The 11,987-nt window shown below is 69.5% G+C and carries 10 protein-coding genes; 4 read left to right on the top strand and 6 right to left on the bottom strand.

Features of this window, described 5'->3' with window-relative positions; translation table 11 throughout:
• The first annotated feature begins 412 nt into the window (after positions 1-412).
• Together K7G60_RS12220 and K7G60_RS12215 are read left to right on the top strand one after the other, a co-directional pair.
• Entirely contained in the window at positions 413-1,882 is a 1,470-nt protein-coding gene (locus tag K7G60_RS12220; RefSeq protein ID WP_225800873.1) for a hypothetical protein, read from the top strand.
• Positions 1,883-1,905: 23 nt separating this feature from the next.
• A complete protein-coding gene (locus K7G60_RS12215; RefSeq protein WP_225800872.1) occupies positions 1,906-2,559 on the top strand; it encodes a MerR family transcriptional regulator in 654 nt (217 codons plus the stop codon).
• A gap of 58 nt (positions 2,560-2,617) precedes the next feature.
• Here the strand turns inward: K7G60_RS12215 and K7G60_RS12210 are convergent, their stop codons facing one another.
• The 4 genes from K7G60_RS12210 to K7G60_RS12195 form a co-directional block, all read right to left on the bottom strand.
• On the bottom strand, positions 2,618-3,382 hold the full coding sequence (locus K7G60_RS12210; RefSeq protein WP_225800946.1) for a DUF6008 family protein: 765 nt from the start codon (positions 3,380-3,382) through the stop codon (positions 2,618-2,620).
• A gap of 176 nt (positions 3,383-3,558) precedes the next feature.
• A complete protein-coding gene (locus K7G60_RS12205) occupies positions 3,559-4,275 on the bottom strand; it encodes a 4'-phosphopantetheinyl transferase superfamily protein (protein ID WP_225800871.1) in 717 nt (238 codons plus the stop codon).
• A gap of 162 nt (positions 4,276-4,437) precedes the next feature.
• Positions 4,438-5,523, bottom strand: coding sequence for a ParB/RepB/Spo0J family partition protein (locus K7G60_RS12200; RefSeq protein WP_225800870.1), 1,086 nt, complete (start codon positions 5,521-5,523; stop codon positions 4,438-4,440).
• The gene (locus K7G60_RS12195; RefSeq protein ID WP_225800869.1) at positions 5,523-6,257 is read right to left on the bottom strand and encodes a ParA family protein; all 735 of its coding nucleotides are present in this window, start codon (positions 6,255-6,257) and stop codon (positions 5,523-5,525) included. The genes K7G60_RS12200 and K7G60_RS12195 overlap by 1 nt, the downstream gene beginning before the upstream one ends.
• Before the next feature lie 363 nt (positions 6,258-6,620).
• Here K7G60_RS12195 and K7G60_RS12190 point away from each other — a divergent pair, with 363 nt between their 5' ends.
• Together K7G60_RS12190 and K7G60_RS12185 are read left to right on the top strand one after the other, a co-directional pair.
• Entirely contained in the window at positions 6,621-8,732 is a 2,112-nt protein-coding gene (locus K7G60_RS12190) for a DNA-binding transcriptional regulator (protein WP_225800868.1), read from the top strand.
• Positions 8,733-8,764: 32 nt separating this feature from the next.
• Entirely contained in the window at positions 8,765-9,319 is a 555-nt protein-coding gene (locus K7G60_RS12185) for an XRE family transcriptional regulator (RefSeq protein ID WP_225800867.1), read from the top strand.
• A gap of 290 nt (positions 9,320-9,609) precedes the next feature.
• Here the strand turns inward: K7G60_RS12185 and K7G60_RS12180 are convergent, their stop codons facing one another.
• Positions 9,610-10,026, bottom strand: coding sequence for a hypothetical protein (locus tag K7G60_RS12180; RefSeq protein WP_225800866.1), 417 nt, complete (start codon positions 10,024-10,026; stop codon positions 9,610-9,612).
• Positions 10,020-10,682, bottom strand: a complete 663-nt coding sequence (locus K7G60_RS12175) for a MarR family transcriptional regulator (RefSeq protein ID WP_225800865.1) — start codon at positions 10,680-10,682, stop codon at positions 10,020-10,022. Before K7G60_RS12175 ends, K7G60_RS12180 begins: the two co-directional genes overlap by 7 nt.
• Between the last annotated feature and the right edge of the window lie 1,305 nt (positions 10,683-11,987).

Here is an 11,987-nt window from a genome sequence, read left to right as displayed (position 1 = left end):
CGCCCGCCGAGCTGCCAACTCGACGGGCGAAAGCCCGTTCTGGGAGCCACCCCAGGTACGTGCGTGTCAACCAGGTTCTGCCAGAACCACTAAGCCGCCGCACAGCGGCTTTGTACCCAGTACGGAGACCCCACTCATGATGAAGCCCTCTACGGGGTCATGATGAAGCCCTGTAAGGGGTCATGATGAAGTCCTGTACGGAGACCCCCTCATGATGAACCAAAGTTCCGCGATTCTCCAGTCCCCCACGCACCTTTACACGCCCGATAGTGGCTTTAACGGCCATTTTTCGCCCGTACTTTCCAGCCAGAGTCGCGCTGGAAACGCTCCCACCGCTCCCAGCACCCTCCCCCGCGGCCGGGTGAAGGTGCCGATGCGGCTCGTGGAGTCCCCGCACTACTCGGATGCGGCCGTGAGCGTCTACGTCAAGGTCAAGGCGCTCGGCCTGCGTCCGGAGGGCTGCACCGCGGCCGTCGCGACTCTCGCGTCGTACCTCGGTCTCTCCGCCTCGACCGTGCAGCGCGGTCTCGCGCAGCTGCGCACCCCGGCTCCCGACGGTGTCATCGAGCTGCCCGACAGCCGCCGACGGTCCCTCCCCGGCGGACGCGGAACGACCGCGCGCCGCCGGGTCCGTCCTCTGCGGTCCACCGAGCGGTTCATCTGGCTGCCCGTCGCCGCGAGCGAACACCTGCGGCCCCGCCTGCTGCGCGCCTACGCCGTCATCGCGTACGCCGTCACGCGGAACATCCCTCTGACCGAAGGCGTCCTCGCCGGCTTCCTGCGCCACCACTCCGGCCCGCGTGCCGGCCGTGCGCTCACCACCGATGCGGCGGGCCGCATCGTCGACGAACTGGCGACATCGGGCTGGATCACCGTCCGGCGACGGGCCGGAGCCCAGGGGCGCCACCTCTTCCTCCTCCACGCCCCGCAGGAGGGGACCTCCTCCGTCCTTGATGACCGATCAGGTCCGGACCTTGACGCGCGTTCGCTCGCGTACAAGGAAGACCTGAAGATTGACCGACCCGAGAACGAAGCGCCGTCCGTCTCACCCGCCGTAGGCGAAGTGCCGGTGGACAAGCCTGCGCACGAGGGCCTCGGAGCACCCCGCCCCGTCGGGACACAAGGCGATCGCGCGCTTCGCGCGGTCGACGAAACACCCAGCCCCTCCCCCACGACGCGCAGCAGCGGCCGGAACACGTACCAGGGACCGCAGCTGACGTTCAGCCCCAGACTCCACGCCGTCCTGGAGCCGGTTCGTTTCCTGCTCACCGGGGTCAACGCATACGTGCAGCGCCGCATCGGCCAGGAGATCGCCCGGCAGCTCGACGACGGCACCGAGGTCCACCGCCTGCGCGCCCGGCTCACCCACCGCCTCGCGCAGACGCTCCTCGCCGACATCCGGGACCCCGGCCGCTGGCTGCTGGGCGTCGCCCTCCCCCGCTGGGGCTGCTCCGACCCGGACTGCGAGACGGGCACCCTCTGGTCGACCGGCGCGGAGTGCCGTGCCTGCCGGGAGGTGATCGCCGAGCGGGCGGCGGCCCGCCGGAAGAACATCACCGACTCCCCCGCCGCGCCGCTCTCCGAAGCCGGCCGGCCGGGAACGTCCGCGGTCCGCCCCGTGGCGGCCCCTCTGCGGACCGTGGAGTGCTGCCCGGACTGCGAGCGACCGCACCTCCCCGGCAGCTCGGGCCTGTGCGCGAGCTGCCGGCCCCGCCCTGCTCTCGCACCGGTCCCCGTGCCCGCCACCGCGATCGACATCGGCTGCCGGGGCCGCGGCGGAACCTGCGGCCGCCGAGCACCGCGCGGCCTGTGCTGGCGCTGCCGCCTCGAATCGGAAGCCGGCCTGCCGGAGGACGAGCGCGTCCCGGCCGGCGCCCCGTGACCCCCACACCACCAGGAGCAGCCATGCGCATCGCGGAACTCAGCCGCGTCGGCGGTGTTTCCACCGCCACGATCAAGTACTACATCCGCGAGGGGCTGCTCCCCTCCGGCCGACTCACCAGCAGCAACCAGGCCCACTACACCGAGCACCACGTCCACCGGCTCCGCCTGATCCGTGCGCTGCTCGACCTCGGCGGTCTGACGGTCTCCAGGATCAAGGACATCGTGACGGCGCTGGACAGCCCTGCCGGCTCGGTCGACCTGAGGGCGATGGTGGCGAGAGAGCCCCACGCGGGCCCGCTCGCCACCCTCGCGGCGGATCCGCGGAGCATCGCGAAGGTCCGCTCTCTCACGGAGCGGCGCGGCTGGACCGCTCCTGCCGGCAGCCCCGAGTTCGCCGCCGTCGTCGAGGTGCTGGACACCCTGAGGGAACTCGGCCAGGACCACTTCGCCGACCGCCTCGACGACTACGCGGAGGCGGCGCAGAGGGCGGCGGCGATCGACGACGAGGTCCTGCGGGCCTGCGAGGGCGACGGGACCCGTGCCGAGAGCCTGGTCGTCGGCGCCGCACTGGGCGACGTCCTCCTGTCCGCTCTGCGTGGCCTCGCCCGGAACGCAAGCGCCACAGCTTCGTCCCCGGCGCTCGTGACAGCCGGGAGAAGCGGCGGTGAGGCCTGACCGAAACGGTGGTGGGGCCGCACACCGTGAGGCCCCACCACCGTCGGTCCACATCCGGTTACGAGCGACCCACCAGAGCCGGCTCGCGCACGACGCCGTCCTCCGAGACGGGGAACAGCGAGCAGGTCTCGGACTCGGCGGGCTTCCCCGACCCGGCCTCCTCGTACCCGGCCTTGACCGCCCGCTTCTCCTTCCGCAGGTGGTAGAGCGACACGACGAGGATGCCGGTGCCGATCAGGTTGGCGACGAAGTGCCACCACACCCGGTAGGTCACCAGCGCCGGCCCCGGCTCGATCGCGCCGAACCAGGTGGACAGGCCGATCGCACGGCTGGCACCCAGCGCCACGGACAGGGTCAGGACGATGTGCTCGACACCGTGGATGCCCTGCATCCAGACGCCCATCTTGGCCCACTTGCGGGACTTGAGGTGCCCGGTCGCCCGCTTGGTGATCAGCACGATGCCGACCAGGCCGGCGAGGAAGATGAAGTTGCCGGTCAGGTGCAGGATCTCCATGCCCAGCGCGGGCTTGGTCGGATCGACCTGCCCCATGCCCCGCGCGAGGCTCGTCGCCCAGGGGGTCATCCAGGCGGGAGAGTACGGGTTCGCCACCCAGTAGCCGGCCTGCGACACGTGCTCCTGGAAGTGGCCGAGCTGCCCGACCACGCCGAGACCGATGAGGCCGACCGCGGTCTTGTACAGCCACGGCCTCACCGCTCCCCGGTTCGCGTAGGCGAGCACGACGACGGCCGCCCACATGGCGACGGCCCATCCGATGAAGAGGACGGCGCCCACGGTGTCGAGGGACGAGACCGCCCCTCCCATCTCGTGTCCTCCGTGCGCTCCATGTCCTCCGTGCGCCGTCTGCGCAAGGTCCATGGGGGACTCCTTGTCCGGGTCTCGGTCGATCGGTCCTGGTGAAGCTTTCGCCACGTTAGGGATCCGGGTTCCCCGCGGGCCACTTCATGCGTGCGGACTTCGCGGCGGCACCGACCGAACGGTCACACCGGGAGGGTCCGGTGCAGACGCACGGGGCGGGGGACCGGGGAGCGGACCGCGAGGGCGGCTGCGTAACCGGTGCCCACGGGAAGATCGGTCAGGCGCCAGCCCGGGAGGTCGCCGCGGACGTCGTCCACGGAGGCGCCACGGCCGAGACCGGTACCCAGGCCCTTGAGGTAGGCCTCCTTGCGCGCCCACAGGCGGGCGAAGACCGCCGGCCGGCCCTCGGGAGGCGCGGCCTCGATCTCCCCGCGTTCCGCCGGGTGCAGGATCCTCGCGAGATCCTCCACCACCCCGGGCTCCGGGGTGGGTTCCACGTCGACACCGATCGGATCCGACGAGGCGGCGACGAGCACCATGTCCCGGCTGTGGGAAAGGGAGAACTCGGGTGCGGGGATGGTGAGTACGGGACGCCCGTGCGGCCCGCCACAGCCCGGGCACGAGGCGCGGACGAAGCGGAGCGCGCCGGGTGCCGTTCCGGTGAGACCGGACAGGATCGTGCGAAGCGCGGCGTGGGCGAATCCGTACCGCAGCCGGTCGGCGTCCCGGACGAAGGCGTCCATCCGGCGACGCTCCTCCCGGTCCAGCGCGGACAGATCGAGCGACGTCCAGGAGACGACCGGCACCCGCAAGGCCCACACCCGCACGTCGCCCTGCGGGCGCCACACCGGCCTGCCCGCGTTCCGTGCGCCGGTCGCCCCCCTCGCAGAGCGGCCCATCCGGATCCTCCCTCCCCGCCCGGCGGGCGGACGTCCAGAACGCTCCGTGCCGGGAAGAAGAGGGTATCCGTACGTCACGGCGGACGCGGGCGGCCTCCTCTCCGAAACGAAGAAGCCCCCGCTCCCGATCGCGAGGGAGAGCAGGGGCTTCGTTCGTCCGGGCTACTCGTCTCGCAGGAGGCCGGTGGCGACCTGCTGGAGGATGGCCGCGAGCGAGGCGCGGCTCGGGTAGGTGAGGTCACCGCGCATGTCGGTGATGACGGACTCGACTCCGCTGCTGCGCCGGAAGTAGCGCAGGACGAAGGCGCTCCGCTGGGCGGGATCCAGCCGCTCGAAGGCGGCGTCCATGACGGCGGCGCCGTCGTGCCACGGCAGCGCCTCGTCGGAAGCGTGCTGGAGGTGCACGGTCGGGCGCGGCTCGGGAACCACCACTCCCCCACTGCCGCCACCGGACACGGGAGCAGGTTTCAAAACCGGGTTTTGAACCGGTGCCGCCTCCAGTGGCGCCGTCGCGCGCCGACGGGGGCCGCGGGACTGCCGGGCCTTGAGGATCTCCTCGGCGGCGAGCGCCTTCTGCCGCTCGGGATCCTGAATCCTGGCGATCTTCTCGGCCGTCTTCACCTTGAGCTGCTTCGTGTCGACCACGTCCCGGAGCTCGGGGGTCAGGTTGAGCAGGCTCAGGCGGTTCGAGACGTACATCTGCGACTTGCCGATGCGCTCCGCGACCTTGTCCTGGGAGCCGTGCCGCTCGACCATCCGCCGCAGGAACTCGGCCTCCTTGTAGGGCGGGATGTTCTTGCGGTGGATGTTCTCGATGATGACGGCTTCGTCGACCTTGTCGTCGTCCTCGCTGCCCAGCCGGTCCCGCACACGGATCTCGAACTTGGTCCAGCCGAGCTGCTTCGCCGCCTGGAATCTGCGGTTGCCGAGGATGACGACCCACTCCGCGTCACCGATGCGCGAGCCGTGCTCGGGCTTGATCCGGAGGAACGCCTCGCGGGACATGGCGACAGCCGGTTGGAGCTGGCCGACGGACTTCATGGACTCCTTGAGTTCACGGAAGTCGGAGTCGTCGTCGGCGTAGTCGGCCTCGGTGCGCGGGTTGTCCGGGTTTCCGACGAGCGTGTGCATGTACACCGTGGTCGGCGGAGCTTCCGCCGTGGCGGACTCCGTGGCTCCGGGACGCTTGCCGCCGGCTTTGCCCGGACCGTCGAGAAGGTCGGCCCACGGCTTCTTCGGGGCGGCCATCAGCGGCGCTCCTTCTTGCCCGCGCCGAGTTCCAGAGCGAGCTGGTAGAAGTCCTCACGGGCTTCCATGGCCACGCGGTTCTTCTTGTACTGGGTCACGACGGTGCCCTCGAGCGCCGCCCGTGTGTGGACCTTGTAGTGGCGTACGACGGTCTTGGCCAGGTTCCAGCCCTGGGCGCGGACGAAGTCCTTGGTCTGCTCGAGGTCGGCTTCGCCGTCGCGCGGATCCCAGTTGTTGATGACCACGAGGTAAGGGATGCCGAGCGGCTTCACCACTTCCTCGATGGTGTCGCGCGTCGGCATGAAGCCGAGGGGCTCCGGCTCGACGGGGATGATGATGTCGTCGGCGTTGGCCAGCACGGCGCGCATGGCGTCAGCCGCTGTGCTCTTGCCGAAGGGGTCGCCGGCTTCTTCCTTCTCGTCCTCGGGAAGGTCCATCCATCCAGGGGTGTCGATGAAGGCGTGCTTGACCTTGCGGGACCTCTTCAGGTGAGAGAAGAGCTCCAGGTCGTCCCGGGAGTTGATCTGCTCGAAGGAGAAGGGCAGACCGTGGCCGACGCGTTCCGACCACCACGTGGTGGAACCCTGGGGGTCGGCGGAGACCGCAGCGACGTAGTGCGGGTCGCCCTCGGGGGAATCGCCCAGAACATGAGCGGTGATGGCCGCGGTGTTGACGGTGAGAGTCGACTTCCCGACTCCACCCTTGCGGTTGATGAGCGCGGTGATCCGTGCCATGGGTGGTACTCCTGATGCTCCGTATGCTTCCCGGCCCGGACGGGTCGGTACTGGCGGACCGAGACAGGATGCCATGTGACGCCCCGCCGTAGACCCTTCGGCGCCTCGGTTTCAAAACCGGGTTTTGAAACGAGCCCTCCCACGCGCCGCCTGTGCCGCGGACCGCGCGTCTTCAAAACCCGGTTTTGAAACCGGCCCGACGGCGCGCACCGGCCTCTTGGCACGGGGTCTTCAAAACCGGGTTTTGAAGACGGAGCCCACGGTGGGCCGGGGAGAACCGTCGACAGACCTTCGAAAGGGTTAAATGTCGAGCTAAATCAAGAGGTAAATTTCTGCTACCGTCCAGGGTGGAGGGAGAGGCCCATGGCATCCGAGGAAGAGCTGTTCGCGTCCATCGACGCCCTGCTGGAGGAGGAGCCCCAGCTCCCGCCCCCGGCGGAGCGCGCCCGACTGCGCGAGGCCGCCGGCATCACCCAGGCCCGCCTCGCACAGGCTCTGAAGCTGAAATCGACCCAGAGCATCAAGAACTGGGAGAACGGCCGCAGCGAGCCGACGGGGCCGCGCCTGACGGCGTACCAGCGGCTGCTGCGCGGCTGGGCGGCGAAGTACCCCAACCACGCCCCCACCCCCACGGCCGCCGCACCGCAACCGGCCCCGGCCCTCCCGACGTTCACCGGCCCGGCCACCCCGGCGCCGGAAGCGGAAGCCGCCGCGCCGGTGGAAGTCCCCACCGCCCCGGTCACGCCCGAACGTCCGGGCGCGCGCCCGGCGACGCCGCCACGGCGCCCGACGCCGAAGAAGACCGCCGCGCAGGCGATGGACCCGCGCTTCCCCCACGGCCCGCTCGCCGTACTGGACGGTGACGGCACCGCGTACGGCACGGACGGGATCGTGCTGGCCTGCCCGGCCACCACCGTGGTGGAACTGGTGGAGTGGACCCTCAAGGAGTCCGGCCTCGGCGCACCGAAGCTGCACCGCCACGGCAAGGACGCCGACCCGCTGATCGTCCTCACCACGGCCGCAGCCGTGAAACTCGGGCTGCCCGAACGCCTGGAGGACCGCCGGGGCCTGCGCCTGCCCGAGGACCACCCGGTCGTCACACAGGTACTCAAGGCGAAGTGGCAGCTCACCCAGCGCGGCTTCGGCCCCTGGGCCCGGATCTACCGCAAGGCGCAGGACCACGAGCGGCAGTGCGTGCAGCTCGCGATCCTGCCGTGGGACGCGCTCGACTCCCGCTCCTGGCCCGGCGTGACCGACATGGAGCCGGCCGACATCGCCCGCGTCCTGGGCGTCTACGCCCAGCGGGTCATCACCCCACGCGGATCGACGGCCGTGTCCGGGCTGGAGCTGATGACCGCGCTGCGCCCACCCACCCGGCCGGTACGCGACGAGGAGACCGGCAACTGGGTCTCCGGCCCCAACCCCGGCTCGCTGGGTACGGAGCCGATGGACCCGGCACCGCCGGAGGGCCAGCCCGAGCACCCCGCGATCCACCACTCCGGCTGGAAGGGCGGCTTCCTGAACGAGGAGGCGTACCAGTGGGTGCGGAACGTGGACCTCCTCACCGACGAGGAGTGCACGCTGCCCTACGCGGTCGGCCTGGACCTCAACACCGCCTTCCTCGCGGCCGCCGCACGCCTGGTCGTCGGCCTGTCCGCCCCCGACCACTTCGTGGCCCCGAAGTTCTACCCGAAGGTCCCCGGCTCCTGGCTGGTCGACCTCTCCCACGTGGAATTGGACCCGCGCCTGCCCTCGCCGTTCACCCCGGACGGCACCCGGCCGACGGGCCCCGCCTGGTACCAGACACACACCGTCGCCTACGCCCAGGAGCTCGGCCACAACGTGGAACCGATCGAGGCGTACCTGCGCCGCGAGACCGGCGCGTACCTGGACCCGTGGCACGACCGGCTCAAGACCGCATACGTCGACACCCTCGCCGACCTCGGCGTCACCAAGGACCTCACCGACGCGGAGTTCCTGGCGGCGATGGAGCGGCACAAGAACGTCGACCCCGCGATGGCCGCGGTACTGGCCGCGATCAAGGCCACGATCAAGGGCGGCATCGGGAAACTGTTCGAGAACCCGCAGGGCAAGGGCTACAAGGACGGCGACCCGTGGCCGGCCATGATGCGTCCTACCTGGCGCCCCGACATCCGCGCCGCCGTCATCTCCAAGGCCCGGGTCAACATGCACCGCAAGCTGCTGAACATGGCCAAGATGACCGGCCTCTACCCGCTCGCGGTCCTCTCCGACTGCGTCGTATACCCGAGCCCCGGCGCCTCGCCGCTCGACTTCCTCCCGTACGCCGCGTCCGGCAAGCCTCAGCCCGGCGCCTTCCGCCTCGGACCCACGCCCGGCCTGGCGAAGCTGGAAGGCGTCCAGTCGATGCTGTGGGCGGTCGACCTGATGGAACAGGGCCTCAACCCGGCCCGCCACATCAAGGGCGGCGACGCCGTTCTGGACGAGGGCGAGTAAGCCCCCTGACCCCCGAGGAGAGCTGAACTACCGTGGGAGAGATCGACGACGCCTTGGAACGCGCCGACCAGGAGCACTTCACGAAGGAACCGCCCAAGTCGCTCCAGGCCCGGATCAACTTCCTGCTCAAGTATCTGAGCCCGAAGGAGATCGGACAGGAGATCGGCGTCACCGCCGACTCCGTCAACCGCTACCGCCGCGGCGCCCGCAAGCACCCGCCCAAGGACGTCGCCGCGAAGATCGAAGCAGCCGTCCGTGCCCGCTGGCAGCCCCAGGTCCGCAAGCGCCGCCGCAAGCAGGCCGCCACAACCACCGGCATCACGGTGGAAACCCGCGCCCGCTTCGGCTACACCGCCCCCGTCGGCACCACCGACGACGGCCGCTTCCGCCGCCTCACCGTCCACCTCCCCGCAACCTACGCCCAGCGCCTCTTCGACGCCGGCGACGCGGGCGCGAGCGACCAGCAGATGCGAGGAATCATCGCCGAAGGATTCAAGGAAATCTATTTCCAGGACGGCGGATCCCGCGCCACGGGACTTTCGGACGTCGCCATCAACGACATCGACTACCTCGACCTGGAATTCTGAAAGAGCCGACCGACCGGCGCTCATGGCCGCCGACTTCCAGTACGTTCACGAGCAGAGGGACGCCGGCCGCCGGACACGCCGAAACGGCGCCGTCGTTCCCCCGAGGCGGGCAGGCTGCTGCAACTGCTCGTCATCCTGGCGACGAAGCTGGAAGGGGACGCCCCGTCATCCTGGACCACGCCCTCGCGGCGCTGCCGCCCGGCACCGCTTCCCGTGCATCACGAGACCGGCCCGTACCAGCAGTGACGCGGTACGAGTCGGTCATCACCCGGGAGTGATGGCGGGAGGTATCAGCCGACGGCGCGCACAGCCCGGAGCGGTTGGTTCTGGCGCTTGGGCGGCGCGGTCTCGTACAGCGGAACGGTGATCTCGGGGAGTTCACCGGCCTCGATGCGCTCGGCAGCGTCCTCGATCGCTTCCTCCAGCTCTTCCTGGGAGGCGTAGGAAGCGATGTACGGGTGGAGGTAGTAGGTCCGGTACTTGCGGTCCTTCGGCCTGAGGACGAGGTTCCTGCTCTCTAGCAGTCCCATCGCGGTGTTCGCGGAGTTCCGTGACAGGCCCACGCGGGCCCCCAGCTCGGCCTGGGAGGCATTCACCTCGCCGCCAGGCTCCTGGCGCTCGATGAGGGCACTCAGGAGGTCCGTCGCGGCCTTGGTGAGGTCCAGCCGGTACAGCATTCCGAAACCGGCGCTCGCCTGGATCAACATGCCCGCCCCTCCTCGTCGACCACTCCATCTTCCCCGTCTTCGACAGCGAGCTCCAACTGGACGCTGCGCGGTGGCGGCGGGGCGTTCAGGGCAGGGAAGACGTCTTCCGGCAGCTTCCCGGTCTCCTTGTCGCGCAAGGAGTCCAGGATCTCGCGCTGTACGTCTCCGTTGCCCTCGAACCCGAGCATCGGGTTCACGAAGATCAGCCCGGTGTCCACGCGCTGGATCATGTGCCACTGCTCCAGGCGGCCGATCGCCCGGGTCACGTTCGACCGCTCCACGCCCAGCTTGTCGGCGATCTTCTTGTGCGTGGCACGCAGCCAGCCCTCGCGCTGCCGGCCGATGCACCACAGCAGAACCGCGGACTGGATCGGCGACATGCCGTGCTGCGCGATGAGCACGGCCAGGACGTCCGCGAGGAAGTCGTTGGACACCACGCTGTAGCCGGACCGCCCGTACATGTCGTGCGGCGCGCGGTACGTGTACCGGACGCTGACGTCCATCTGCTGCACCGGCCGCTTGCGGGCGGGTGGCTTGATGTCCTTGCCCAGCCGGGAGGAGAGGGTCTCGCGGAAGGCGCTGTCACCACCGGGCGGCACGGCGGCGATCCGGGCCTTGCCGCGGCCGGCGGTGGGGCGCTTGGGCTGGCGGGGCATCGACGGTGGTCCTGTCCTCGATCTTGGGGGTTGCGCCGGACACTAGCAGTTGGTCAAGCCCGGTTGGCAGATTTGTACATGCTGGCGTGGCGCTTTGGTGTCGACGCCGGCACAACGGATTCGAGGCGTGTTCTCTGGAAACAACCCCTCACCAGCAGCGTTTCGCACTTGTACAAGCAAGGTTGGCAAATATGGGTGTCGATGTGGCACCACGGACACATTTCCGCAGGTCAATGTGTCAGCGCCGACACATCGCCTTCCACAAAAGCCCAGGTCAGAGCAGGTTTTTCGTGAGGGCCCTCTTTTCCTTAAGACGCACGCGCGCGCGAGGCGGCACCAAGGCCTCGCGCGCGTGGTCGACCCCGCTACCGACGGCACCGATCACGAGCAGCACGCGGTGCGCCGGCACCCAGGGGGCCCGAGTCCGTGGCCGCCACCCGGTTCATACGCCCACCACACCCCCGCAGGCCCCCCTCGCGGGCCCGTAGACCGTCTCCTCCGCCCTCGGCCTCCCGGCCCGGAAGGCCGACGACTGCGCGGCACCGTAGGCGGCTTCCTGTGGCACCACGGGCGAGGCCCGTGGCTGAGGCGGCTTCGCGTGCGGCTTCCTGGGTCTCGTGCGGACCGTGGGCGGCATCAGCGTTGCTGCGTCTCGGGTGGTGCGGGCCGCGACGATCACAAACAAGGAAGCGTTGCCGGTGCCGGTGGACGGTTCCGCCGCCCGGCCCGGGGGCCGTTCGGCTCCGGTACCTCCGCACGTCGGATTTCGGCCCTCGCATATCGGGGCTTCCGTTCTGTGGCTGAGTAATTCACGGCCCCCGCAATCTAGAAATCTGCTGGTAGATCCTCGGCTGAGATGCTGGTGCATCAGTATCCAAAATCTACACAGGTATTTACCGTGATGCAGCAAACCTTGTGTGCGCTCGCTCGGATAACATATCGGTGTATTTTGCGTGAGCGAGGCAGGTTGACATGTATGACGACTGAGCACTCGTGAACAGGCTCGGCCAGTTGCGAGGTAGAAGGAGCGGCCTGGGTGAAGCGCAGCGGAACCCCTCACTGCGGTGAGGTCGGTACTTCGTCAGGTCTGACGGTTCGTCACCCTTATTGCAGGGGCGACAACTGAGGTTCCCAAGCTCTACACAGGCCCACGCGTGATGCAGCTCCCCTCACCGCCAGCCCCGGCACCCGCGCTTGCGCGGGTGCCCACAATTCGCGCTTGCGCGAATTGACTCGCTTTCAGAATTCCGCTTGCGGAATTCTATTCCCGCGCTTGCGCGGGAATGCGCCGGAGCGAAGCGGAGG

Source organism: Streptomyces sp. NK15101, assembly GCF_020400725.1.
GTDB lineage: Bacteria > Actinomycetota > Actinomycetes > Streptomycetales > Streptomycetaceae > Streptomyces.
This window is presented reverse-complemented; position numbering and strand designations above follow the sequence as displayed.

Excerpts from the sequence above, each read along its gene's own strand:
- K7G60_RS12215 (WP_225800872.1), top strand. The coding sequence starts at position 1,906 with ATGCGCATCGCGGAACTCAGCCGCGTCGGCGGTGTTTCCACCGCCACG.
- K7G60_RS12210 (WP_225800946.1), bottom strand. The coding sequence starts at position 3,382 with ATGGGAGGGGCGGTCTCGTCCCTCGACACCGTGGGCGCCGTCCTCTTC.
- K7G60_RS12205 (WP_225800871.1), bottom strand. The coding sequence starts at position 4,275 with ATGGGCCGCTCTGCGAGGGGGGCGACCGGCGCACGGAACGCGGGCAGG.
- K7G60_RS12200 (WP_225800870.1), bottom strand. The coding sequence starts at position 5,523 with ATGGCCGCCCCGAAGAAGCCGTGGGCCGACCTTCTCGACGGTCCGGGC.
- K7G60_RS12195 (WP_225800869.1), bottom strand. The coding sequence starts at position 6,257 with ATGGCACGGATCACCGCGCTCATCAACCGCAAGGGTGGAGTCGGGAAG.
- K7G60_RS12190 (WP_225800868.1), top strand. The coding sequence starts at position 6,621 with ATGGCATCCGAGGAAGAGCTGTTCGCGTCCATCGACGCCCTGCTGGAG.
- K7G60_RS12180 (WP_225800866.1), bottom strand. The coding sequence starts at position 10,026 with ATGTTGATCCAGGCGAGCGCCGGTTTCGGAATGCTGTACCGGCTGGAC.
- K7G60_RS12175 (WP_225800865.1), bottom strand. The coding sequence starts at position 10,682 with ATGCCCCGCCAGCCCAAGCGCCCCACCGCCGGCCGCGGCAAGGCCCGG.